This window comes from Polymorphospora sp. NPDC051019, assembly GCF_040683055.1.
Classification (GTDB): Bacteria; Actinomycetota; Actinomycetes; order Mycobacteriales; family Micromonosporaceae; genus Polymorphospora; species Polymorphospora lycopeni.
Window position 1 is genome coordinate 35,288 of the sequence record NZ_JBFBCH010000013.1, and the last position, 24,987, is coordinate 60,274.

Annotated in this window: 13 protein-coding genes and 1 pseudogene; 10 read left to right on the forward strand and 4 right to left on the reverse strand. The window is 73.6% G+C overall.

Annotated features, from left to right (window positions below; all coding sequences use genetic code 11):
• Window positions 1-189 precede the first annotated feature (189 nt).
• From AB0M79_RS22350 to AB0M79_RS22395, 10 genes and pseudogenes are all read left to right on the forward strand, one after another.
• Window positions 190-1,701, forward strand: coding sequence for an HtaA domain-containing protein (locus tag AB0M79_RS22350; RefSeq protein ID WP_364216842.1), 1,512 nt, complete (start codon window positions 190-192; stop codon window positions 1,699-1,701).
• A 68-nt stretch (window positions 1,702-1,769) separates the two neighbouring features.
• The gene (locus AB0M79_RS22355; protein ID WP_357539092.1) at window positions 1,770-2,822 is read left to right on the forward strand and encodes a DUF916 domain-containing protein; all 1,053 of its coding nucleotides are present in this window, start codon (window positions 1,770-1,772) and stop codon (window positions 2,820-2,822) included.
• Window positions 2,819-3,868, forward strand: coding sequence for a hypothetical protein (locus AB0M79_RS22360; RefSeq protein WP_364216846.1), 1,050 nt, complete (start codon window positions 2,819-2,821; stop codon window positions 3,866-3,868). The genes AB0M79_RS22355 and AB0M79_RS22360 overlap by 4 nt, the downstream gene beginning before the upstream one ends.
• A 180-nt stretch (window positions 3,869-4,048) precedes the next feature.
• A complete protein-coding gene (locus tag AB0M79_RS22365; protein WP_364216849.1) occupies window positions 4,049-5,275 on the forward strand; it encodes an epoxide hydrolase family protein in 1,227 nt (408 codons plus the stop codon).
• 59 nt (window positions 5,276-5,334) lie between these two features.
• Window positions 5,335-6,120 carry an NAD-dependent protein deacylase gene (locus AB0M79_RS22370; RefSeq protein ID WP_364216852.1) on the forward strand — a complete coding sequence of 262 codons (786 nt, stop codon included), beginning with the start codon at window positions 5,335-5,337 and terminating at the stop codon, window positions 6,118-6,120.
• 75 nt (window positions 6,121-6,195) lie between these two features.
• Window positions 6,196-6,816, forward strand: a complete 621-nt coding sequence (locus AB0M79_RS22375) for a helix-turn-helix domain-containing protein (RefSeq protein WP_364216855.1) — start codon at window positions 6,196-6,198, stop codon at window positions 6,814-6,816.
• Complete coding sequence (locus tag AB0M79_RS22380; protein ID WP_357539087.1) at window positions 6,813-7,421, forward strand: GNAT family N-acetyltransferase; 609 nt, start codon at window positions 6,813-6,815, stop codon at window positions 7,419-7,421. Before AB0M79_RS22375 ends, AB0M79_RS22380 begins: the two co-directional genes overlap by 4 nt.
• A 294-nt stretch (window positions 7,422-7,715) precedes the next feature.
• Window positions 7,716-8,837 carry an acyltransferase domain-containing protein gene (locus tag AB0M79_RS22385; protein WP_364216859.1) on the forward strand — a complete coding sequence of 374 codons (1,122 nt, stop codon included), beginning with the start codon at window positions 7,716-7,718 and terminating at the stop codon, window positions 8,835-8,837.
• Window positions 8,838-8,842: 5 nt separating this feature from the next.
• Window positions 8,843-9,082, forward strand: coding sequence for a phosphopantetheine-binding protein (locus AB0M79_RS22390; RefSeq protein ID WP_364216862.1), 240 nt, complete (start codon window positions 8,843-8,845; stop codon window positions 9,080-9,082).
• Between the two features lie 32 nt (window positions 9,083-9,114).
• A pseudogene (locus AB0M79_RS22395) lies at window positions 9,115-14,681 on the forward strand (SDR family oxidoreductase); the annotation flags it as partial.
• 71 nt (window positions 14,682-14,752) lie between these two features.
• On the opposite strand, the gene AB0M79_RS22400 reads toward AB0M79_RS22395, so the two are convergent.
• From AB0M79_RS22400 to AB0M79_RS22415, 4 genes are all read right to left on the reverse strand, one after another.
• Window positions 14,753-19,486, reverse strand: a complete 4,734-nt coding sequence (locus AB0M79_RS22400; protein WP_364216865.1) for an SDR family NAD(P)-dependent oxidoreductase — start codon at window positions 19,484-19,486, stop codon at window positions 14,753-14,755.
• Window positions 19,487-19,492: 6 nt separating this feature from the next.
• Window positions 19,493-21,805, reverse strand: a complete 2,313-nt coding sequence (locus AB0M79_RS22405; protein WP_364216868.1) for a beta-ketoacyl synthase N-terminal-like domain-containing protein — start codon at window positions 21,803-21,805, stop codon at window positions 19,493-19,495.
• On the reverse strand, window positions 21,802-22,053 hold the full coding sequence (locus AB0M79_RS22410) for a phosphopantetheine-binding protein (RefSeq protein WP_364216871.1): 252 nt from the start codon (window positions 22,051-22,053) through the stop codon (window positions 21,802-21,804). The genes AB0M79_RS22405 and AB0M79_RS22410 overlap by 4 nt, the downstream gene beginning before the upstream one ends.
• Window positions 22,054-23,518: 1,465 nt before the next feature.
• On the reverse strand, window positions 23,519-24,961 hold the full coding sequence (locus tag AB0M79_RS22415; protein ID WP_364216874.1) for a hypothetical protein: 1,443 nt from the start codon (window positions 24,959-24,961) through the stop codon (window positions 23,519-23,521).
• Between the last annotated feature and the right edge of the window lie 26 nt (window positions 24,962-24,987).

Consider the following 24,987-nt stretch of genomic DNA (forward strand, 5'->3'; position numbering starts at 1 on the left):
CCACGCGAGACAGCTTAGGACTGCCTAACCTAAGTCCATCACCCTTAAAGATCAAGTCGGTCGACCGGGCAGTTCAGACCCACCGGGACCGGCCGAATCCCCACCGGAACGTCGAGTTGACGTGAGGTTGGGTGAGGCTAACCTAAGTTGCTCTTGGGGATCTCCCCCGACCTGACGAAAGGAAGCAACATGGGCAGACTCAGCGCCGGAACCAGCCGGCGCAGTCCGCTACGTTGGGTGACGGCCGCCGTACTCGGTGGGGCCACCGCCCTCTTCGTGGTCACCCCGGCGTCGGCAGCCCCGGTGGACGTCACCGCCGGCAGCCTCGACTGGGGATTCAAGGCGTCGTTCCGCAACTACGTCGCCACCGGAAACGGCAACCCGCCGATCGCGGTCAGTGACGGGGCGACCCGCAACACCGACGGCACGTTCCGGTTCTCGTTCCGCGACGGCAACTACGACGCCGCCGCCGGGACGGCGACCGTCCACTACGACGGCACGGTCGTCTTCTCCTACCCGTCGCACTTCTTCACGATCACCATGGCCAACCCCACGGTGGTCCTCAGCGGTGCGGCCGGGTCGCTGCGTGCCGACGTCGACCTGACGGTCACCGGCGGCGGCTTCGAACCGATCTCGGTCGACCAGGCCGAGATCGCGACGCTGGCCACCGGCAGCCCACAGTCCGAGGGCCCCACCGTGACCTGGTCCAACCTGGCCGCGACGATGACCGAGATCGGGGCGTCGGCGTTCGCCGGCTTCTACGGTGCCGGCACCGCCCTGGACCCGGCGACCGTACGGATCACCGCCGGCGGCGGCGCGGCCGCACCGACCGTCACCGTCAACCCCGCAACCGGCATCGACCCGGCGGGTACGACGGCGACGGTCACCGGTTCTGGGTTCGACCCGCAGGCGGCGAACGGCAGCGGGATCTACGTCGCCTTCGGCCCGAAGAACGACGCCGACTACTGGGTCAACTCGCGACGCTACAAGTCGGTCAAGTGGGTCAACAAGAACGTCACGACGCCGAGCGGCGGCCAGGACGTCCTGAACGCCGACGGCACGTTCGACACCACGCTCGACGTCGCGGCCCGCTACACCGACGGCAACGGCAACGATGTCGACTGCACCGTGGTGCAGTGCTACATCCTGACCTTCGCCGCGCACGGCTCGGCCGACCGGAGCCAGGACACCTTCACCCCGGTCAGCTTCGCCACCCCCGCGGCCGGCAGCGCCGACCAGGAGATCACCGCCCAGGTGCGGCAGACGGGCCCCCTCACGCTCGCCGTGGCGGGTTCGACGGTGGCCCTGTCCGCGGTCGAGCCGGGCGGCACCGCCACCGGTGCCCTCAACACGGTCACCGTCAAGGACCAGCGCGGCACCAACGCGGGCTGGAACCTCGTCGGGCAGGTGGAGCAGTTCACCAGCCCGCTCGGCGGGACCATCGCACCGGACAACCTCGGCTGGGTGCCGACCGCCTCGTTCGTCAACGACGGACTGGTCAGCACCCCGGGCGTGGTGACTCCGGGTGCCGCGGCCAACCCGGGCGCGGGCACCGGCCTGGGTACGGCCCGTACCCTCTGCTCCTCGGCGGCCGGCGCCAGCGGCGGGCAGTTCGAGTGCGGGGCGCAGCTCAACCTCGGCGTACCGGCGTCCAGCACGCCGGGCGACTACACCGCGACCCTGACCGTAACCCTGTCCTGATCCGCCCTGCGGAGGCGCCCGCCGCTGCGGCGGGCGCCTCCGCGTCATCCCCGTACCGGAGAGTTCCCATGCGGCACCGTTGGCTGCCAGCACTACTCGCGGCGGCGCTCGTCGGCGTACCCACGCCGGTGGCCGCGGCGCCCGAACCTTCCAGCCCCGCCACCGCCCCCACCGATTCCGGAATCACCTGGGCGGTCCAGCCCTCCGACGCCACCGGTCCCACCGGGCGCAGCTACTTCGTCTACGACGCCAGCCCCGGGCAGCGCATCGACGACCAGATCGCGGTCCGCAACCTCGGCCGCACCCCGCTGACCCTCAACCTGTACGGCACCGACGCGTTCACCACCGCCGACGGAAGCTTCGGCCTGCTCCCGGCCAGCCAGCCGCCGACCGGCGTCGGCACCTGGGCGACCATCGCCACCAGGCAGGTCGTGGTGCCGGCCGGGCGCCACGTCGTCGTCCCGTTCCAGCTGATCGTCCCGGCCGACGCCACCCCGGGCGACCACGCCGGGGGCCTGATCGCCTCGGTGACGGCCGCCGGCACGACCGCCGACGGCCAGCGGGTCAACGTCGACCGGCGGGTCGCCGCCCGGATCTACCTACGCGTCGCCGGGCCGTTGACCCCCGCCCTCCAGATCGAGACCCTGCGGGTCACCAGCCACCTGCCGCTCAACCCGCTCGACCGCGGCACCGTGGAGGTGCGGTACCGGCTGCGCAACACCGGCAACGTCCGCATCGCCGGTACGGCCCACGTCGGCGTCGACGGGCCGCTGCGGTGGAAGCTGGCGCGGACCGGCACCGTCGACGTACCGGAACTGCTGCCCGGCGGGGTGACCGAGGTGACCGAACGGATCACCGGCCTGCCGGCCGCCGGCCGCCTCGACGTCGCCGTCACCGTCACACCCTCCACCATGGACGTACCGCTGCCGGCGGTGACCCGTACGCACGGGGTCTGGGCCGTCCCCTGGGTCCTGCTGGTCCTCGGCCTGCTCGCCGCCGCCCTGGCCGTGGGGGCGACCCGTCGGCGCAAACCCCGCACCGCCGGCCGCGCCGCATCGGCGGCCGACACCGACGGGCGCCCGGCCGACACCGCGACGACACCGGCCGGCCGGCCCGGATGACCCGCCCCCCTTCCCCAACCGCCGGCCATCCCCCAGCCGCCGGTTATCCCCTAGCCGCCGGCCAACCTCCAGCCGCCGGCCATCCCCTAGCCATCGGCCGATCCTCAACCGCCGGTCGGGCCCGGCCAGGCCGGCGCGGCACCCGGTTCGCGACCGGAGCCGCGGCGCTCGCGGTCGCGGCCGCCCTGGGCACGCCCGTCGCCGCGGCGGCCGAGCCGACCGCCGGCCCGCCGACGATCGGGATCGACCGCGCGGAGGTCGCCGTCGGCGCCCAGCTCACCGTGACGCTGACCGGCTGGCCGGCCGGCCTGGTCAACATCGAACTGTGCGGCAACGCCGGGCGGCGCGGGTCGGCCGACTGCGCCGTCACCTCGGCGGTCCAGGTCGCGGTCACCGGAAACCGGCCGGCCCGTACCCGGCTGCGGGTCGCCGCCCCACCGGCCGCCTGCCCGTGCGTCGTCCGCGCGACCAGCCTGGACCAGGGCACGAGCGGGACCGTACCGCTGAGCGTCACCGGCGGCACCGCACCGGCCGCCGCCCCCACGACCGAAACCGGCACGGTGCCGGCGGCGAAACTCGTCGTCACCGAACTGCGGGTGAGCGCGCAGCCGTCCTGGAGCAGCGTGTTCGGAGGATCCGCGCGACAACTGCTCGTGGCGACCGTCCGCAACGACGGCACCGCCCCGGCGGTCGAGCCGGCCGTCTCGGTCACCCTCGGCCGGGGTGACGAACCGACCGGCTTCGTACCCCCGCCGCTGCTGGACACCATCGCGCCCGGCGAGCAGCGGGTCGTCCGGCTGCCCTTCACCATTCCCGCCCCGGCGGTCGGCCGCTACACCGTACGCGGTGAGATCGGCGGGCTCAGCCAGCCGGTCGTCTTCAGCGCGACCGTCCGGAACCACCCGTGGGGGCTGCCCGGCCTCGGCGTCGCGCTCGCCGTCGCCTGGTACGTCCGTTCGCGCCGACGCCCGCTCCGGCCGGCGGAACCGGTGCCGGCCGGCCCGGTCGATCCCGCTGACGGTCGCGCCGGCGGCGACCCGGGATGAAGAGACCCGGTGGTGACGAACACCCCGAACGGCGTCGAACGAGACGACGAACGAGATTGTTCGGATGCCCCACGGCCCACGCTGACGGCGCTCTAGTGTCGGCGGGAGGGCTGGCCGGAAAGGCCGGGCGGACATGATCCGCGCTCGACCTTCCAAAGAGGACGGGAGCAGGAGACCGACGTGGCTGTCAAGACCGAAGCACCGACGCGCACCGCACAGATCCGGCCGTTCACGGTGGAGATCCCGCAGGCGGCACTCGAGGACCTGCGCCGGCGCGTCGCGGCCACCCGCTGGCCCGAAAAGGAGACCGTCGGAGATCAGTCGCAGGGCGTACCGCTCGCGACGATCCAGGCCGTCGCGCGCTACTGGGAGAGCGACTACGACTGGCGGAAGGTCGAGGCGAGGCTGAACGACCTGCCGCAGTTCACGACCGAGATCGACGGGCTGGACATCCACTTCATCCACGTCCGCTCGAAACACGACGACGCGCTGCCGCTCATCGTCACCCACGGATGGCCCGGTTCGGTGATCGAACAACTGAAGATCATCGGACCGCTCACCGATCCCACCGCCCACGGTGCCAGCGCCTCGGACGCCTTCCACCTGGTGATCCCGTCACTGCCGGGCCACGGCTTCTCCGGCAAGCCGACCACGCCCGGGTGGGGCCCCGAGCACGTCGCCCGGGCGTGGACCGAGCTGATGAAGCGCCTCGGGTACGCGCGGTTCGTCGCGCAGGGCGGCGACTGGGGCGCGATCATCACCGACCTGATGGGCGTGCAGGCACCGCCGGAACTGATCGGCATCCACACCAACATGCCGGGCGCGGTCCCACCGGACATCGACAAGTTGTTCCAGGGCGACATCACCGGGGCGAACAACGCACTCGGCTCGCTTCCTTCCGGCCTCTCCACCGAGGAACGGCGCGCGTGCGAGCAACTGGACTTCGTCTGGAAGCACGTCGCCTACTCCCTGATGATGGGTACGCGGCCGCAGACGCTGACCGGACTGGCGGATTCACCCGTCGGCATGGCGGCCTTCCTGCTCGACCACGACGCGCGCAGCCTGGAGCTGATCTCCCAGGCCTTCACCGGTCGCCCCGGCGGCCTCACCCGGGACGACGTCCTCGACAACCTCACGCTCTACTGGCTGACGAACACGGCGGTGTCCGCGTCCCGTCTCTACGCGGAGAACAAGCTCTCGTTCTTCGCCACCAAGGGTGTCGCCACGCCGACCGCCGTCAGCGTCTTCCCCCACGAGCTGTACCAGGCCCCACGGACCTGGGTGGAGACGGCGTACCCCGGTCTCGTCTACTACAACGAGCTGGACAAGGGCGGGCACTTCGCGGCCTGGGAGCGACCGGACGCCTTCTCGGAAGAGGTCCGCGCCGGCTTCCGGCCGCTGCGCTAGTTTCGGCCGGCGACGGCACGGCACGTGGACGAGCCTCCGCCGATGGCAGGATTTCCCGGATGGAGAGTGTTCTTCCGGGTGCCGCCGCACTCCTCGGGCATGCTCGTCGGGTCGTCGTCTTCACCGGCGCCGGGATCTCGGCCGAGAGCGGCGTGCCGACCTTCCGTGACGACCTCACCGGGCTCTGGGCCCGGTACGACGCCGAGCAGCTCGCCACCCCGGAGGCGTTCCACGCGGACCCGGACCTGGTCTGGGGCTGGTACGAGTGGCGGCGCGCGCGGGTGCGCCGGGCCCGGCCCAACCCCGGGCATCTGGCCACGGCCGCGATCGAGGACCTGGTCCCGGGCACCGTCGTCGTCACCCAGAACGTCGACGACCTGCACGAGCGGGCCGGCTCCCGGGCCCCGGTCCACCTGCACGGCAGCCTGTTCGCACCCCGCTGTGTGGGCCGGGCCGCCCACCCCGCCGCCTTCGCGGACCCGGCGAACGACGTTGCCGATCCGGGCGAGGGCAGCCGGCTGGCACCGCCCCGGTGCGGGCACTGCGGGGCGCTCGTACGGCCCGGGGTGGTGTGGTTCGGCGAGGCGTTGCCGGAGGCCGCGTTGACGGCGGCGGCCGAGGCCGCCGCCACCTGCGACGTGCTGCTGACCGTCGGCACGTCCGGCGTGGTGTACCCGGCCGCCGAGATCCCCCGGATCGCGGCCCGTTCCGGGGCCACCGTCGTGCAGGTCAACCCGCTGCCGACGCCGCTCGACGCGATCTGCGACGTCAACCTGCGCGGATCCGCCGCCCGGATACTCCCGGCCCTGGTCGAGGCCGCGTGGGGCGCCGCCGGCAGGACGTGAGGACCGCCCGGAAACGGGCAGGCCGACCCACCTCTGTATAGTGAACATTGGTTCACTGAATGATGGGAGGGTCCGGTGCCACGCTCGGCGGCCCGTAACGAGGCGATGCGCGCGGCCACCCACGAGGCCGTGTTGACCGCCGCGGTCCGGCTGTTCGCCCGGCACGGGTTCGCGGCGACGAACATGCGCGACATCGCCCGCGAGGCCGGGGTGAGCACCGGTTTGATCTACCAGCACCACGCGAGCAAGGACGAACTCTTCACCGAGGTGGTCACCCGGGCGGCCGACGGCCTGTTCGCGACCGCGCGCACCCTCACCGGGGACGGTGACGCGGCGTCCGTGCTGCACGACTTCACCCGGCGTTTCCTCGCCGACATCGCCACCGACAGGGACGCCGCGGAGTTCTTCATGGTCGTCAACCAGGCTTTCCTGGCCGACGAGCCGGCGGGCGTCCGCGACCGCCTCCGGCCCGGTCATCAGGCGTTCAGACAGGCACTGACCGAGGTCATCCGGCGCGGTCAACGCCGGGGCCGGTTCGGCGCCGGGGATCCGGCCGAGATGGTCCTCTGTTATCTGGCACTGCTCAGCGGCATCGTCACGACCAGACTCGCCCTGCCCGACGAGGTGAGCCTGCCCAGCCCGGAGGCGGTCCTGCGGGTGCTCGCCCCCACGGACACCGATCGGAGCGACCGATGACCGACGTCGTACGGGGAGACGAACTCGGCGAGGAGTACCGCCGGCCGATCACCGAGGTCCTCGTCGGCGGATTCGCCGAGGACTTCGCGTACTTCTCGCCCGACCCGGCGAAGGTCACCGACGCGTTCGCGCACATGATCCTGCCCGACCGCTTCCACGTCGCCCTCGTCGACGGCAAGCCCGCCGCGGTCGCCTCCTTCACCACCGGGGAGCAGCAGTGCTTCGCCCCCAGACGGCGGGAGTTCCGGCGGCACCTCGGATTCGTCCACGGCACGATCAGCCATCTGGTGGTCCGCAGTCAGTTCATGGGTGTTCCCGACGACGCCGGCGAGGACGTCGCCGAGATCGGTTTCGTCACGACCGCCCCCGCCCATCAGGGGCGCGGGGTGGCCACGGCACTGCTCACGCACCTGCTCGCCCTGCCAGAGCACCGGACGTACGTCCTGCAGGACATCAAGGACACCAACGTCGCGGCCCTCGCCCTCTACCGCAAGCTCGGCTTCACCCCGTACCGGCGGCGTCCGGTGCGGTTCGCCCGGCGCGCCGGGTTCACCGAGTACGTCTCGATGAGACTCGAACAGCGTCCACCATCTCCGGCGGGCTGACCGCCGGGCCGCACCGGCACTTGCTCCCGCCTCCGGAACCGGCGGCGTCGGACCCACCGCGCGAGACCGTCATCGACCGGTCCGCAACTTTCGATGATCGGGACACATGAGCCGTTGAGCTGCCGTAGCTTCTAGGTATGCCTGATCCATGCGGATAACTGGCGGTTTGCACGACCAGTTGCCACTTCGATCCGAGAGCCTGTCCCGCCTCCAGGCCGTGGAGATGCCGGGCGCCCCCATCACCGACTGACTGGCCCGTGGCGTGAGCCGGGCACCACAGCAGGAGGGCTGTACATGAGATCTCGACGTGCGCTGTTGTTTCCCGGCCAGGGCGCCTACCTTCCCGGCGTACTGATGGAACTCACGGACGACGCGGCCGTCCGCGACGTCCTGGAGACGGTGGACCTGGTGGCCCGGCGGAACGGGAACGAACCGGTCTCGCCGTTGTTGCTCGACGCCGGTGCCGTGCCGGCCGACGAACTCGCCGGCACCGACCCACCACGGGCCCACCTGGCGATCTTCGCCACCTCCGTCGCCCTGTACCGGCTGCTCACCGACTCCACCGACGCACGCCCGGACGTGCTGCTCGGCCACAGCTTCGGGGAGATCGCGGCACTGACGGCGGCGGGAGCGCTCACGGTCGAGGACGGCGCCCGGATGGTCGCGGCCCGCGACGCCGCCTGCGCCCGGCGACGACCGCCGGACGGCGGCATGGTGAGCCTGTCGGCCGGGGCGACCCGCGCCGGTGCCATGTTGACCGCCCTCGGCACGTGGGAGGTCGAGGTGGCGGCGGTCAACGCGCCGCGGCAGACGGTGGTGTCCGGCCCCGAGGAGGAACTGTCCCGGGTCGAGGCCCTGGCCGCCGTTGCCGGGGTACGGGCGCGGCGACTGCGGGCGCCGTACCCGTTCCACAACCGCGTGCTGCGTCCGGTGGCCGAGGAGTACGCCGCCGGGCTGCGGGACATCACCGTCCGGCCACCGGCGGTACGCGTCTTCTCCGCCATCGGCCTGCGCTACTACACCGCCGACGACGACCTCCGCCAGGCGCTGGCGTCGCACCTGACGACACCGGTGCGCTTCGCCGACGCCGTACGCGACCTGTACGAGCAGGGCGTCGAGACCTTCGTGGAGTGCGGCGCCCGGTCCATCCTCACCGACCTGGTGGGACAGAACCTGTCCGGGGTCACCACGCACGCCCCGCTCAAGCAGCGCGTCGGCGCGGCGTCGGCCGTCGCCGCGGCCCGGGGCGGCGCCGCGCCGGCACCCCCACCGCCGCCGGTGCCCCCACCGCCGTGCCGCCCGCGCCGCCGGAAGCGACCGCACCGCCGGAATCGGCCGGGCTGCCGGAAGCGACCGGGCTGCCAGCGGCGGCCGGGCTGCCAGCGGCGGCCGGGCTGCCGCCCCGCGACGAACTGATCGCCGTGCTGCGCCGGGAATACGCCGAGGCGCTGGACTATCCCGAGGACGTCTTCAGCGACGACGCGGACCTGGATGCCGACCTGGGCGTCGACTCGCTGAAGCAGGTCGAGATGTTCGCCCGGCTCAGGAACCGCTTCGGCCTGCCCGCGCCCGACGCGGACGTACGGGTGACCAGCTTCCGGACGCTGCCGGCCGTCGCCGACGGCCTCGTCCGGCTGTCGTCGTCGCGGGCGACGGCGTAGCCGTGCGGGGCCGGTTCAGCGGAAAGACCGTACTGGTCACCGGCGGCGGGCGGGGCATCGGCGGGGTGATCGCCCGGGCCTTCGGCGGCCACGGCGCGCACGTGATCGTCAACTACTTCCACTCCCCCGAGGCCGCCACCGCCACCGCACAGGAGGTCGTCGAAGCCGGCGGGTCGGCCGAGACCATCCGCGCCTCGGTGGCGAACCCCGACCAGGTACGCGACATGTTCGCCGCGCTCGCCGCGCGCCTCGACGGTCTGGACGTCCTGGTCAACAACGCCGCCCGCGGCGTGTTCGGCGAACTGTGCGACGCCACCGACGACGACTGGCACCGCGTGCTGGACACCAATCTGCACGGGGCCCGCCGGTGCGCGCAGGCCGCGCTGCCGCTGCTGGCGGCCCGCCACGGCGTTGTGATCAACATGTCGTCGACCGGCTCGGAGCGGACCCTCGAAGGGTACGGCGTGATCGGCGTCAGCAAGGCGGCGCTGGAGGCGCTCACCCGCTACCAGGCCGGGGAGTTCGCCCGACACGGCGTGCGGGTCAACGTCGTGTCCGCGCCGCCGGTCGACAACCGCGTGACCGACTACTTTCCCCACCCCGACCGGATGCGCGGCGCGCTGATCGCCGGCACGCCGGGCGGGCGCATGACCCGGGAGGAGGACCTCGCCCGGGCCGTACTGCTGATGGCCGCCCCGGAAGCCGGCTGGGTCACCGGGCAGACCCTGATCGCCGACGGCGGATTCTCCGTCGTCGGCGTGAGCACCAGCGGCGGCGGGGAGGACACGGCGGCCACCCCACCGGTGGCCGGCGCGCCGACGACCGAGCCCGATCCGGTCGCGATCGTCGGGATGGGCCTGGTGGCACCCGGCGTCGCCGACGTCGACGGCCTGTGGCGGGTACTCGGCGTGGGCCGGCCGACCTACGGCGAGCCCGGTGGGCGGTACCGGCTGACGGACTTCCACTCCACGGACCCGGCCGCGATGGACCGCACCTACGCCCGCGTGGCCGGCGTGATCCACGAAGACCCGCCGGCCGACGGCTCGGACTTCGCCACGACCTGGCTACGGCGGGCGTTGCGGCAGGCCACCGCCGGCGTCCACCGCGCCCCGGGTGACCGGGCGGCGTTCGTGGTCGGTATGTGGCCCGACGGCAGCCAGCACCTGGAGGAGAGCGTCGCCGTACGGCTGGCCGCGCGGGGCGTCGCCACGGCCTGCGGTGACGGGGAGCAGACCCTGCGCCTGCTGCGCCGGCAGTTCGGCTGCGTGAGCGACACCCCCGCCCGCCACACCCCCCGGGAGATCGCCCGGGCCGCGATGCGAGGGGTGCTGGCTCCCGACACCACCTGCCTGACCGTGGACACCGCCTGCTCCTCCTCCCTGTACGCCATCGACCTCGGCGTACGCGCCCTGCTCGACGGCGACGCGGACGTGGCCCACTGCGGTGGGGTGAACGCCTTCGCCCCCGCGTCCTCGTCGTGTTCGCCAAGCTCAAGGGCCTGTCGGTGGCCGGCCACGTACGCAGCTTCGACACGGCCGCGGACGGCACGCTGTTCTCCGACGGCGCGGGGATCGTGACCCTCAAACGTCTCAGCCGCGCCCGCGCCGACGGCGACCGCGTGCTGGCGGTCCTGGCCGGCTTCGGCGCCTCGTCCGACGGGCGCGGCACCGCCATCTACGCCCCGAACGTCGACGGCCAGCGGATCGCGCTGCGCCGGGCGTACGAGGTCAACGGGGTCGGCGGTGACGACGTCGATCTCGTGGTGTCGCACGCCACCGGAACGGTGGCCGGCGACGGCACCGAACTGTCCGCCCTGGCGAGCGGGGCCACCTCCCGTGCCATGGCGTGCGTGGCCAACAAGGCGTTGCTGGGGCACACCGGCTGGGCCGCCGGGGTGGTGTCGGTCATCCATGCCGCGCTGTGCCTGCGCGAGCGGAGCATCCCGGCCCAGCCGCTGTTCACCGGCCTGCCCGACGGCGCGCGGGACCTGCTGGTCCGGGTGCCGACCGAGCCCGCCGCGTTCACCGCAGCCGTACGCACCGTCGGGGTGTCGTCGATGGGCTTCGGCGGTACGAACGCGCACCTGCTGCTGCGTGACGCCCCGGCCGGGCAGCCGCCACCCGCCTCCGGCCGGCCCCCCGTCGACGACGACCTGCTGCTGGTCGCGTTCAGCGCACACCTGCCGGGCGGCCCGGGACACGACGAGGTCGCCGCGCGCATCGCCGCCGGCCTCGGCCCGGCCACCGAGCCGGGTTTCGGCGACGACTACCCGCTGCCGCCGTTCGCCGACATCCGCATGTCGCGCCGGACGGCCCGCGCCGTCGACCGGTGCCAGCTCATGGCGCTGTCGGCCGCCGCCGCGTTCGCCGGCGAGCACGGCCGGCTCTGGCACGGCATCGAGGAACGCACCGGGGTCTTCTGCGCCCACACCGGGCTGACCCGGCTGTCGATGGAGGCGACCGCGCGCTCGTACGCCCACGGCATCGAGCGCGTCCTCGCCGGCACCCCGCAGGCGGCGCCCTACGGGGAATGGCTGGGGCGGCTGCGTGAACAGACCCCGGCCATCACCGAGGACACCATGCCCGGGCTCATGCCCAACGTCATCCCCGCCCGGCTGGCCAGGCAGTTCGACCTGCGCGGGCCCACCATGACGCTCGACACCGGCCCGGACAGCGGCCTCGCCGCGCTGTACGCCGCCGCCGCGTACCTGCGCCGCGCGGAGATCGACCTCGCTCTCGTGCTGGGCGCCCACGGAAACCTGCTCGACCCGTATCCCACCGACGGCGGTCCGCCGCTGGCGGAAGGGGCGTTCCTGCTGGCCGTCGCGCGCGGCCGGACGGTCGCCGACAACAACTGGCCGGTCCTGGCCCGGCTCCGGCCCGCGCTGCGGTCCGGGGCCGGCACCGGTGAGGTCCGCGCGGTCGAACCCGTCGGCCGGTACAGCTACGGGGGCGCGGACTCCGTGCTGGCGGTCCTGCGCGCCGCGCTGCGGCCGGGGGCCGGCACCGTGGTCCGTGGCGCGCCCGACAGCCCGCAGGTCGCGGTCCTCCCCGTCCACGACGGTGCCGCCGCGCCCACCCCACCCGACCCGCCGTACGCCGCCCGCCGGTACCTCGCGACGTTCGCCGAACAGGGTCGCCCACACCGTGCCGGTACGACACCCGAACTGCCCGGAAACGCCCTCGTGCTCACCGACTCGGCCGCCACGGCGGCGGCGCTCGCCCCGATGGTCGCCCGGGCCGGCGGGCGGCTGCTGTGCACCGATCCCACGGCATCGGCGCAGGCCACCGTCGTCACCCACGTCGACGAGGACAGTCTCGACGCGACCGGGCCGGCCCGCCACATCCGCGTGGTGGCGTCGTTCGGCGCCGGCCACCGGCCGAGGCCGCCCGGTGCGGCGCGGCTGGCCCTGCACGAACTGATGTTCCTCGCGGTGAAGACCAACTTCGCGGGGATCGCCGACGGCGGATCGGTGGCGGTCGCGCTGATGGATCCGGCGACCGGCGGCGCCGTGCATCCCGACACCGCCCTTTTCACCGGGACCGTCAAGAGCATGGCCTGGGAACTGCCGCCGACCTCGGTCCACGCACTGATCACCGACACCGGTACGCCGGAGACCGCGCTGGCTCAGGTCGATCACGAGCTCGGCGGCGCCGGGGGCCTGCCCGTCACCTGGTACCACGACGGCCGCCGGCTCGCCGAGACGCTCGCCCCCGCACCACCGCCCACCGACGACACCGGCCTGTCCGAGCGGTCGACGGTCGTCGCCGTCGGCGGTGCCCGGGGCATCACGGCCGCGGTCGTCGCCGCGCTGGCCCGCCGCTACCGGCCACGGCTGTGGGTCCTGGGCAGCGGGGATCTCGACCGGTTCTCCACCGGGGACCTGGCCGCACTCGACCGGAACGTCCACGGCGGCCGGACCCGCTACATCCGCGAGCAGCGCACCGCGGACCCACGGGCAAGTGTCGCCGAGATCAACCGGCGGTTCGACCGGCTGCGCGACGCCCACGAGGCCGTCACCAACCTCCGTACCCTCGCCGAGCAGGTCGGCGCCGACCGGGTCACCTACCTGCGGTGCGACATCACCGATCCGGCCGCGGTCGACCGCGCCGCCGCCACCATCCTCGACCACGGGGACGTCGACCTGCTGATCAACGGCGCCGGCCAGCACCGCGCCACCTCCCTGCCCGGCAAGGACCTGGCCACCTTCCGCCGGGTCCGTGACGTCAAACTGCTCGGCGGCCACCACCTGCGTACGGCGTTCGCCGCCCGCCCACCCCGGCGGTGGTGCAACTTCGGCTCCATGGCCGGTTTCTGCGGGCTGCCCGGTGAGGCCGACTACGCCGCCGCCAACGAGATCCTCGCGGCCGCCGCCCGCCACCGGCCGACCCACGAATACACCATCGAGTGGCCGAAGTGGGCCGACTCCGGCATCGTCACCCGCGACTTCGTCGACAACCAGGAGTACTCCGGAGACCGCTTCTCGGCGATCCGCGACGCCGAGGGCGTGGCGCACTTCCTGGCGGAACTGCGGCCCCCACGGCGCGACGCGGCCCACGCGGTCGTCGCGGTCGCCGGGGGCCTGGAGATCAGGTCGATACGGGACCGGTTCCCCGGCTTCCGCCTCGCCGACGACCCGGCCGCCCGGCGGGGTGAACGGGGTGCGCCCGCCCGGCCCTACCTCGGCCGGCCCGAACACCGCGACGCGGACCGGGCCCGGTGGTCGCTGGTGCTCGACGGACGCCTCGATCCCGTGCTCCGCCACCACCTCGTCGACGGCACGCCCACCCTGCCCGGCACCTTCGCGCTGGAGGTCGCGGCCGAGGCGGCACTGGACCTGCTGCCCGGGACCCGGCCGATCGCCTTCCGCGGCGCGGCCTTCGACGCGTTCATCCGCGGCGACGCCGGCCGGGCCCGCGGCTACGCCGTCCGGGCCACGGTGGTCGCGCGCCGGGGCACCGAGACCGATGTCGAGGTGACGATCGTCTCCGACGTCGTACGCGCCGGACGGGTACTGCGTCGCGACCGCCCGCACTGCACCGCCGTCGTGACGGTCGGCGCCGGCCCCACGCCGCAGCGGCGCTGGCCGGGCGGTACCGATGGCGCGCGACCGGTGCGGGATCCCACCTATCACCCGGACGGCCCCGTACGACTGACCGGGATGTTCCACAACACCCGCGAATGCCGCGCGGATCCCGGGTATGCCAGCGCGCTGTGGTGTCCGCCGCCGGAGCACCTCGACGCACACCTCGAGGGCTGCGCGGTGCCGGCGCTGCTGCTCGACGCGATGGTGCGGGTGGCGGCGCTGCCCCTGGTCGCCGCGGACCGGATGGCCGCCGCCGTCCCCCGCCGGCTACGCGAGGTCCGGGTCCACCACGCCGGCCCCGACACGCACCTGGCCGGCACCTATCGCGACGGAATCCGGATAGCCGCCGACGGTGGGCGCGGCACCTGCGTGGCGGTCGCACCGGACGGGGTCGTGCTCGCCGAGATTTTGGGGCCGACGTTCACCGACCTCGCGGCCCGGGGCTCAACCCAGATGCTTGTTCCTGGTGAGCCGGCGGTGGGTCAGATCGTCACGGCCGGATACGACTCGACGTAGGACTCGTCGTTCCAGCCGTGGTAGGTGCACGTCCGGGAGGTGAGGTCGACGGTTAAGTCACCGCATCGTCATTCCGGGGTACGGCGCCCGTCGAGAGGCGCCGTACGGATTCCGGTCATCCGCGCCCGGACCAGTCCGTCGGCGGTGACCGCGACCCCCCGGTCACGCGGGGCCACCCCGTCGGGGTCGTACGCCGACCCGTGCAACCGTACGTGCGGGTTCCGGTCCGGGGCGGCGAACAACTCGATCGACGAGATCGTCCGTGGGATGCCGATGGCCGCCGACTCCCACGGCGGACGCAGGTAGGACAGTTGCACGAGCCCTTCGAGAATCCGCCGCGGGGTGGCCTCGTCCGCAAACCAGCGGTCCGTGTCGACCGGGTCCAGCCACAGCAGGGCGTCCCGGCCGCCGGGGTGGATCCGTGGCCGGGTCAGGGACCGGAACATCCCGGCCAGCCCGACGGGGGATGCCGGCCCGTACAGCGGCTGGGTGGCCTCCCCGCCGCCGGCGGCGGGGCCGGCCCAACGGGTCGCGGGCGGCAAGGAGTCCCGCAGGTGCACGGTGACGCTTGCATACGGCCTGTCGCGGACGAGAAGTTGACCGGGCGGCGCGACCACGTCGCCGCAGATGTCGACCCGGACCACCGATTCCTCGGCGCCGTGGGTCAGCAGCCGCGCGCGGACGCGTACGGGGTGCCGCCGGCCCGGGTGGACGCGGAGGAGGCCGAGCAGTTCCAGGTCGGTGAAGACGGCCGGGACCCGCCCCGGACAGAGCCGGGTGGCCGCGGTGGCGGCGAGTTCGGGATAGAAGGAGGCGGGCAGCGTCGGATAGCCCCGTACCAGATGGTCGGCGAGGTAGCCGTCCCGCTCGAGGTCGAAGAGCCGGAGCAGGGTCGTACCGCGCTCGTCGTGCTCCTCGACCCGATAGCCGGGTGCGGCGGCCCCGGGGTGTCGCGGCGCGGGGTGTCGCGGCGCGGCCCCGTCCGGTTCGCCGCACCAGGCGAAGTAGCCCGGTGCGGCGCGCTCGACGGCGGCGCGTTCGCGTGATCCCAGGTGTACGACACCGGCCGGACCGGGCGCGGCGAGTTCGCCGAGGAAGTGTCCGACGCCTTCGGCCGTGGTCATCGGGGTGAGGTCCGGGGTACGCCCGAGGTCGGCCCGGCCGCCCAGGTGGTGGGCGGCCACGAAGCCGGTCTCCGCCCAGAGGCTGAACCCGATGGTGTGTTCGTGGTGGCCGTCCGCGGCGGCGTGCTGTGCGGCGTGGAGGAGGTAGTCGTTGCCCGCCGCGTAGTCGGTGTCGCCGGCGAGGCCGAAGTATCCGTTGAAGGAGCCGACGTTGCACCAGGCGGCGGGGCGCCGGCCGTGGAAGGCGCGGGTGAGGTTGGCGTGGGCGTGCGGCTTGAGGTCCCGCACGGCGGTGAAGCCGGCCAGGGACTTGGCGCCGACCGGTGCGGTGCCGATCCGGCCGGCGACGTTGAGCAACAGGTCGACCCGTTGCTCGGTGCCCAGGATCCGGTCGATCACCGCGTGGACGGCGGCGGGGTCCCCGAGGTCGCAGACGAGGTACGTGACCCGGTCCCTGCCGCAGTGGCCGGCCAGTTCGGCGAGGGTGGCACGGATCTCGGCCACCCGGGTGAGGTGGTCGAAGGCCCGGCTCGCCCGTACGGCGGTCGTACCGCCTTCACTGACCCGCGCCTTGATGAACGCGGCCCGGCCCCCGGCGACCGGGCGGGTGTCGGTGTCGTCGATCCGGGTCGTTCCCAGCACGTAGAGTCGCGGCCCGGCGGTACGCGCCACGGCGCGCAGCAGTTCGGCGCCGACTCCCCGGCTGCCGCCGGCGGCGACGACGACCGAGTTCGCGGTGAGGCCGATCGGGGCGGCGGGCGCGGGTCGGTGCCGCGCCCGCACCGCCAGCCGCTGCCCGCCGACGTGGTAGGCGACCGGTAGCAGCGGCGGGGGTCGAAGGTCGGTGGTGGCGTCGACGCTGGCCGCCTCGTGTGCCACCGCGTACACCTCCGACGACGCGAACTCCCCGGCGAGCGCCTTGGTGAAGCCGGTGAACAGGCCGGTCAGGGGGTGCGGGACCCGGTCCGGGCGTACGCCGCCGAGCAGCAGGACCGCGAACGAGTGGCGGGGCGTCCAGCCGGTCGCGGCGCCACGGGCGGCCAGGAACATCGCGTCGTGGAGTCCGACCACGCCGCGATGCCCGGTGTCCTCCGCCTCGAACCGCGGGCCGACCGTGGTCAGGTCGCAGACGACCCTGATGTGCGTCGGCTCCACATCGGACAGCAGCTGGTCGAAGCCCGCCTCCGACAGGTCGATCCGGCTGGTCGACCCGCCGCGCCGCAGCAGCGCGTCACCGTCGCCGACGGCGACGACGGTGGTGTCGTGCGGCAGCGGTCCCAGGGCCGCGCTGTTGTTGGTCAGTACGACGGCCGACGGCGGGACGAACGGCCGGTCGTGCGCCGCCCCGGTGGCCGGCAGTGGGGCGAGGCTCAGCTCGTAGCGCTCCAGGGCCCGGACGGCGGGCGGTGCCGGCTCGGCGACGGCCGCCGGCCGGCTGAGGGTGAGCGCCCGGGCCGGGGCCTGCGGTTCGGGGCGCCGGACGATCCGGGCCGTGGGCGCTGTTCCGGTGAGGAAGGCGAGCAGTTCGTCACCGCCCTCCGCACCCGCGAGGTGCGTCGCCGGGTGCGTCTCCCGGTCGTCGCACCCGCCGAGGTCGTCGACCCCGGCCAGGACGGGTAGGCCGGTGGCGGCCGCGACCTGCCGGGTGGTCAGCGCGAACAGGAAGGCGCCCTCGTGCGGCGGGGCCGGGCTGCCGAGCATCGCCTGCCACTCCGGCCGGCTGTTCCCGTTGACCGCCCCGACGAGCGCGAGATCGATGTCGCCGAACTGGAGGTAGCGGGCCGCCACCTCGAACGCCTCGAGGAGCGACGCCGCGCCCTGGTCGACGGTCACGTTGAGGCCGCGCAGGTCGAAGTGGTTCGCCACCCGGCCCGAGATGACGTTGGGCATCTCCCCGGGGTAGGAGTCCTCGGTGATCGGTGGCACGAGGCCGTGGACGGTCGACCGCAGGGTGTCGAGGAACCCGTCGGCTTCGGGCCCGAGGTCGTCGGTGAGGACCCGCTGGATCTCGTCGAGGTGGGCGCGCAGCCGGCAGAGGAGGGCGTTGCGGGTCGGCCCGGTGTGTCCCACGACGACGCCGACCCGCTGGTGGCGGCGGGCCAGCACGTCCTTGAGGGTGTCGTCGAGCTGGTGGACGCACTGGACGAGCATGAGCTGGGTCCGGTCCATGCGGCGTACCGTGGCGGGCGGCAGGCGCAGCTCCCGCATGCCCGGCATCGGGTATTCGGCGCCGAAACCGGTTCCCTCGTCGGGCTGTCGGCTCGCCCACCCGACGAGGACCAGTTCGTCCAGTGGGATCACGCTGGTCGGACGGCGTGCCGGCGGGTCGCCGGTGTACTCCTGGAACAGCAGGTGGGCGTTGGTGCCCCCGAAGCCGAAGCCGGACACGGCGCCGGCGCGCGGGCGGCCCCGCCGGGGCCAGGGCTGTGCCGTGGTGGGTACGACCAGGCGGGAGTCGTCCGTGGCGGCGGGTGCGGGCAGTTCCCGGAAGCCGTACTGGGCGGGGATCGTCCCGTGCCTCATGGCCAGGAGCAGGTGGATGACGGACACCGCCCCGGCCGCCCAGCCGGTGTGGCCGACGAGGGACTTGTTGGACACGACGTGGACCGGGGGGCGGCCCGGGTAGCGGCGGCGCAGCCCGGCGAGTTCGGTCAGGTCGCCGGTGGGGGTGCCGGTCGCGTGGGCGACGATGAGGTCCACGTCGTCGGGGGGCAGCCCGGAGTTGTCGTACGCCCGGTTCAGGGCGTGTTCCTGGCCGTGGGGCGCCGGCTTGTAGATGGAGGTCCCCTTGCCGTCGGCGGACAGTCCCGAGCCGGCGACGACGCCGAGGACGGTGTCCCGGTCGGCGAGAGCCCGGTCGAGTCGCTTGAGGACGATGACGGCGGCGCCGTCGGAGAAGATGACGCCGTCGGCGCCGGCGTCGAGGGCGCGTACGGTGCCGGTGGGTGAGAGTCCGCCGTTCTTGGCGAACATCACCGAGACGGACGGGGTCAGCGCCATGGCGCCGCCGCACACGGCGATGTTCACGGCCCCGGCCAGGATCTCCCGCATCCCCAGGTCGATGGAGTACAGCGACGACGAGCAGGCGGTGTCGACGACGTGCACCCGGGTGTCGGCCGGCATCAGCCCGCGGATGGCATTGGTGACGATCCGGTGTGCGGTGTGGTCGGTGGGTTCGGCGGCGCGGACGTACCGACGCCGCAGCGCCTTCTCGATCTCGCGGGTGTCCCGGCGGCCCAGCGACTCGGCCTCGGCCAGCACTCCGCCGACGACAAGGGCCTCCTCCTGATGCAGGCTGCCGTCGGCGGTGTAGCCGAGGCAGAGGCTGAAGCGGTCGCCGTCCCGGCGGCCGACCCCGGTGAGTCCCTGCTCCACGCAGTGGCGCAGCCACACCTGGGCGTAGTCGTCGGTGCCGGCGTCCGGCAGCCCGGTGACGAATCCCCCGGCCTGCTGATACGCCTTGTCGGTGGCGGAGCGGTCGGCGTCGACGAAGTCCCCGGTCCGCCAGCGGCCCGCCGGTGGTGCGGTGATCTGTGCTTCGCCGCCGGTCAGCAGCGCCCAGAACTGTTCCACGGTCACCGCACCCGGTAGCGCCAGGCCCATGCCCACCACGGCGACCGTATCCGCCGCGGCGGCCGGGCTCGCGGCCGCCACGGGGCGAAGCGACTCCTCGGTCATCGCGCCTCACACCCTCACGAGGATGCCGGCCGGCTGGATCGCCGGGTCGTAGGGTTCCACCCGGACGGTGCCGCCGGTGGCGACGGCGCTCAGGATCGCCAGTGCCCCGTCGCCACCCAGATAGCTGCGTCCCGCGCTCGGACCGCACCGCACGGTGGCGGGGCCGTCGTGCGGGTCCTGCCCGGCCCGCAGCCGGGCCAGGATCGGCAGCCCGTGCTCCGCCGCGGTGTCGGGCCGGGCCAGGGCCAGGGTGAACGCCCCTTCGGCGAGGTCCACCGCCGGCGACCGGAAGGGGGCGCCGAGGATCGCCCGCAACTCCGGCCCGGAGTTGCCGTTCACCCCGCCGACCAGGGCCATGTCCAGTTCCCGGGTGTGCAGCGCCCGCATCGCCAGGTGGACGGCACCCAGCGCGGAGTCGATTCCCTGGTCGACGACCATCGCCATGCCGCGCAGGTCGAAGCGTTTCGTCGCCCGGGACGCGATGAAGTTCGGCAGCAGCCCGCCGACGGTCTCGTCGGGGTCGGCGGCCAGCGCCTGCAGGGACTTGAGGAAGCGGTCGACCGCCGGCGCCGCCGTCGCATCGGTCACGCCGGCGAGGGCGCCCGCGATCAGGTCGCGGTTGATGCGCAGGACGACCGGGCCGAAGGCGCCCGGTACGCCGTGGTGACCGACGAAGACGCCGGTGGTGTCGGTGAACGGCGCCCACACCTCGCCGTGCTCGCCGGCAAGCTGGAGCATCGACTGGATCAGCATCAACTGCGTCCGGTCGAGGTTGCGCGCCGCGATCGGTGGCATGCGTAGCTGGACCGGGTCCGGCAGCGGATAGCTTTCTCCGAATCCGGGCGGAACGTGCCACTCGGCGCGGCGGAGCTGGTCCAGGACCTCGGTCGCGGTCGGGGCACCGGGCAGGTGTGCTCCCCACCCCACCACCGCGATCTCCCCCGTGCCGGAGCGCCGCGCGAACCCGCCCACCCGTGGCGTGTCGGTGACCACGGCGTGCACGTTGGTCCCCCCGAACCCGAAGCTGTTGACGCCGGCGATCCGGGGGCGGTCGGCCGTACGCGGCCAGGGGGCGTCGGTGACCGGGATCCGCAGCCTGGTGGCCTCCTGCCGGTACGACTCGGGGGTACGGGTGAACCGGCGCTGGGCGGGCACCGTCTCGTTGCGCAACGCGAGCAGCACGTGGACCAGGGAGAGCAGGCCGGACGCCCAGGAGGTGTGGCCGAACTGCGGCTTGTTCACCGTGACCAGGCAGTCCGTCGCGGAGTCGGCCGCCTCGCGCAGGGCGGCGAACTCGACCGCGTCGCCGGCCGGGACGCCGATGGCGTGGGCCAGGATCCAGTCGACGCTGCCGGCCGCGACGCCGGCGCTTTCCAGGGACCGCCGGATGGCCAGGGCCTGGCCCCGGCTGTCGGGCGCCAGCACCTCGCGGCCACGGCCGTCGGAGGAGGTGCCGAGTCCGGCGATGACGCCGAGCACCTCGTCGCCGTCGGCGACCGCCCGGTCGAGGGTCTTCAGCGCGACGACCGCCGCCCCTTCGCTCCACAGGCTGCCGGTGCCGGCCACGTCGAACGACCGGAGCTGGTCGTTCGCCGAGACGAGCCCGACCTGGCTGAGCATCACGTACTCCGACGGGGTGACGTTGCAGGCTCCGCCGCAGAACACCACGTCGGCGGTGCCGGTGCTCAGGGCGCTGATCGCGGCCTGGACCGCGTAGAGGCTCGCCGAGCACGCGGTGTCGATGGTCACGATCTCCGTCTGCGGCGGCAGCAGCCCGGCGGCGGCCCGCCGGCCGACCTCGTGTGGCAGGAACACGTGCGGTTCGGGGCCGGCGAACGGGTAGGTGCCGGCGAGCGCGCGGCGTACGAGGTCCGGGATCTGCCCGGCGTCCGCGTCGTACGCGCCGACGCCCTGCGCGACGGCCTCGACGAGGAATGCCTGCTCGGCGTTGATCGAGCCGCTGACGCCGTAGCCGATCGCGAACGCGCACCGGTCCCGGTCGGCGACGGTGGTGGTGTCCAGCGCCTGGAGAAGGCAGTGCCGCAGCCAGTAGGTGGTCAGCCCCGGTGGCGCGTCGCCGACGTCCGTCTCCGCCCGCAGACGCGGGTGCGGCCGCAGGTCGGACAGCGGGCCGTAGACGCGGTTGTAGCTCCGGTCGGCGACGGCGGGGTCCGGGTCGTGGAGTCCGGCCAGGCCGGCCGGGTCGGCGTCGGCGGCCGACAGCACGCTTCGCCCGCTGCGCAGCAGATCCCACAGTTCGTCGGGGGTGCTCGCGCCGGGCAGCGCGACACCCATGCCCACCACGGCGACGGCGGTCACTTCGACCCCGTCCGGCGGGCGGACGCCAGCACCGCGGTCGCGATGCGGTCCAGGGTCTCCACGCCGTCGTCCGGTACCCGCTCCATCCCGAAGTGCTCGGTCACCCTGTTCAGCAGCTCGGTCTGCTTGAGCGAGTCGATCCCCAGCTCCGCCTCCAGGTGCGCGTCCGGGGTGAGCACCTCCTTCGGATACTCCAGCGCCTCGGCGTAGATGGTCCGCAGCTCGGCCAGCACGTCGGCCTTGTCCATGTGGTTGCTCCTTGGGTCGGCCCGATTTGTTGTGATCTGGGGTGAGGTTCCACTCTGTCCCCCACCGAAGTCCGAATATAGACATCGATAAGTCATGAGAGTCGGGCAAAGATCTGCGGACCTGTTGAATCTCGGATGACGTTGAACGAAGCCGGCAAGTGTCTCGATCCGCCTCCGGCCGCTACCGGGTCCCGGTCACCGCTGCGGGTGATTCCTCATTGGTCACGCGGCATGTCCTAATAGGGAGATGCCCTCGCGGGCGTACCGCTGGCCCGTCCCCCACGGTCCGAGCGTGGCGCTGAGGAGGTCGACATGCCGGCACGACCCAACGCGCGTCTCCGCGCACTGCTGCGGGAGGCGGCCTGGACGGGCGCGGACCTCGCCCGGGCGGTCAACGCCTGCGGCGCGGAGTCCGGCATGACGCTCCGCTACGACCGCACCTCGGTGGCGCACTGGCTCGCCGGATCCCGTCCCCGACACCCGGTGGCCGCGCTGGTGGTCGAGGCACTCAGCCGCCGGCTCGACCGCGAGATCTCCCTGCCCGAGGTGGGGCTACCGGCACAGCGACCGGCACCGGCCACGGCGGCCCGGCACCTGGACCTCGTCGACGAACTGCACGAGCTCTACGGCAACGGAGCGAGACGGCGGGCCGTGGCGAGGCCCCTCGTCTACCGGCGGGACACACCCCCGGCGTACGACGAGGTGAACCCGCTCGTCGTGACGGAGCCGGGCCGGACCCTCACCTCCCGGGACGTGTCCGCGGCCGAGCGGATGATCGAGGTCTTCGACGAGGTCGACGCCGTCTTCGGCGGGGGCCGGGGCAGGGTGGCGTTGGGCGGTTACCTGGCCACCGGCCTTTCGCCCCTCCTGCGCGCCGGCGGTCCACCGCGCCTGCGTGCCCGGTTGTTGTCGAGCGCCTCGCAACTGGCCTACCTGTGTGGATTCATGTGCTTCGACGACGAGCAGCACGGTGCGGCCCAGCGGTACTTCCACGTGGGCCGGTCACTGGCGTCGGAGGCCGGCGACCGGCGCCTCGCGGCGATGGCGTTGCGGGCGCTCAGCGTCCAGGCCCGAAGTCTCGGTCACCACGCGGACGCGCGCCGGCTGGCGGAGGGGGCGATCGCCGCGGCGGGTCCCCGGACACCGCCACCGACCCGGGCGTTCCTGCACGGCCAGCTCGCCGTGGCGTACGCGGCCGCCGGTGACCGACCTGCCGCGATGGCTCAGCTACGGGCCTGCGGCGCGCAACTGGAGCGCGCCGAGCGGGACGGCCCGCTGCTGGGCTCGTACCACGCGGCCGCGTTCGCGCATCAGCGGGCCGCGGTGCACGCGTCGCTGGGTGAGCGGGGTGCCGCGATCAGGGCACTGCAGTCCTCAACGCGCCTGCGGCCGGTGCGGGAGCGCCGGTCCCGTGCGCTCCTGCGGGCCCGCCTGGCCGAGCTGCACCTCGGCCAGGGGCACGTACTCAGGGCCGTTCGTGAGTGGCGCCTGTTCCTGGACGACTTTCCGCATCTGGATTCCGGCCGAATCCACCGGGCGCGGGCCTCCCTTGACGCGGGGCTACGGCCCTATCGGCGGGTACCCGAGGTCGCGGCGCTTCTTCACCGGGCACGCCAGGCGGATTCCGGGCCGGTGCCGCCGACGGTCGCGGATCGCCGGTGAGCGGATCCGCAGAGGGGTCGCCGTCGGCCTGGCTGTGCGCCAGGCGGCGTACGACGCTCAGCGGGCCCAGCCCGGACAGCGCCGAGATGACGTCCCGGGCGAGCGACGGCCGCGCCGACGTCGACGGGAGCAGGCCGATCACGGCGCCGGGAACGAGCCACTGCGGCCTGATCGCCTCCACCGCGTCGAGCACGAGAGGTTCACCTCCCGCGCCGGCCACCCAACGGTGCAGCACCGTCGTGTCCTCCGCGTCGGGCGCACCGCAGATCAGCACCACGTCGCAGTGGCGGGCCAGGTGGTGCGCGAGGTCCGAGCGGTCGGTGGCCTCGTAGCAGAAGTCGTCGGGGTGCGAACCGCGCAGCGTGGGTACGCGTCCACGCAGGGCGGCCACCACCGGCAGCACTTCGGACATCGCGGTCCCGGGCTGCACCACGCAGGAGACCGGATCGGACTCCGCCAGGACCAGTGCGGCCACGTCGGCTTCCGATTCGACGAGCCGCGGCGGGACGGGCAGCCCGGCGGTGATCCCCGGATAGGCCGCGTATCCGGCCCTGCCCGCGACGACCACGTGGTCGCCCTCGGCGACGCGACGGTCGGCCTCGGCCCGCGCCGCGGCGACGAACGGGCACGTCGCCTCGACGAGCGTCAGCCCTCTCGCCGAGGCGCTTCGCGGGAGGTCGGGATGCGCGCCGGCGGCGGGGACGACCACCACCGATCCGGTCGGTACGCCGGTCAGGTCGCCGACGGCGCGTACGTCCCGCGCATCGAGCAGCGGCTCGATCTCCGGTGGAGGGTTCAGCATGAACACGGGTCCCGCCGACGTGGTGAGAGCCCGGTCGACAAGGGCGAGTGTCCGGCGCACCCCGGCGCACGCCGGTGGGGTGGCCCCGGTCAGCAGCCGCCGGGTCCGGAACACCGCGGACCACCGGCCGAGCACCTCCTCCACCACCCGCCGGAGTTCGTCGTCGGATGGACGTACGGCCGCCGCGATCCCCCATGCCGCGCCGTGCCGGTCGAGGTAGGTGGTGGCCAGCACGGTGGTGGCCGAAGGCTCGGGCGAGGTGGTGGTCAGGGTGCCGTACCGCACCGTGCGGCCGAGCCTGGTCAGCGATCCCCCGATCAGTGGCGCGGCGGGGCAGCGCACCGTCCCGCGTTCGGGGTGGTCGACCGCCGTGGCCACCAGCACCTCACCTGCCGCCACCTGTTCGCGGGCGCCCAGGCGCTCGGTGAGTCTCGTTCTCTTCATTCCTTCTCCCGCACCCGAGGGCCGAC

Excerpts from the sequence above, each read along its gene's own strand:
- AB0M79_RS22385 (WP_364216859.1), top strand. The coding sequence starts at position 7,716 with ATGAGATCTCGACGTGCGCTGTTGTTTCCCGGCCAGGGCGCCTACCTT.
- AB0M79_RS22350 (WP_364216842.1), top strand. The coding sequence starts at position 190 with ATGGGCAGACTCAGCGCCGGAACCAGCCGGCGCAGTCCGCTACGTTGG.
- AB0M79_RS22400 (WP_364216865.1), bottom strand. The coding sequence starts at position 19,486 with ATGACCGAGGAGTCGCTTCGCCCCGTGGCGGCCGCGAGCCCGGCCGCC.
- AB0M79_RS22370 (WP_364216852.1), top strand. The coding sequence starts at position 5,335 with ATGGAGAGTGTTCTTCCGGGTGCCGCCGCACTCCTCGGGCATGCTCGT.
- AB0M79_RS22380 (WP_357539087.1), top strand. The coding sequence starts at position 6,813 with ATGACCGACGTCGTACGGGGAGACGAACTCGGCGAGGAGTACCGCCGG.
- AB0M79_RS22415 (WP_364216874.1), bottom strand. The coding sequence starts at position 24,961 with ATGAAGAGAACGAGACTCACCGAGCGCCTGGGCGCCCGCGAACAGGTG.
- AB0M79_RS22360 (WP_364216846.1), top strand. The coding sequence starts at position 2,819 with ATGACCCGCCCCCCTTCCCCAACCGCCGGCCATCCCCCAGCCGCCGGT.
- AB0M79_RS22355 (WP_357539092.1), top strand. The coding sequence starts at position 1,770 with ATGCGGCACCGTTGGCTGCCAGCACTACTCGCGGCGGCGCTCGTCGGC.
- AB0M79_RS22410 (WP_364216871.1), bottom strand. The coding sequence starts at position 22,053 with ATGGACAAGGCCGACGTGCTGGCCGAGCTGCGGACCATCTACGCCGAG.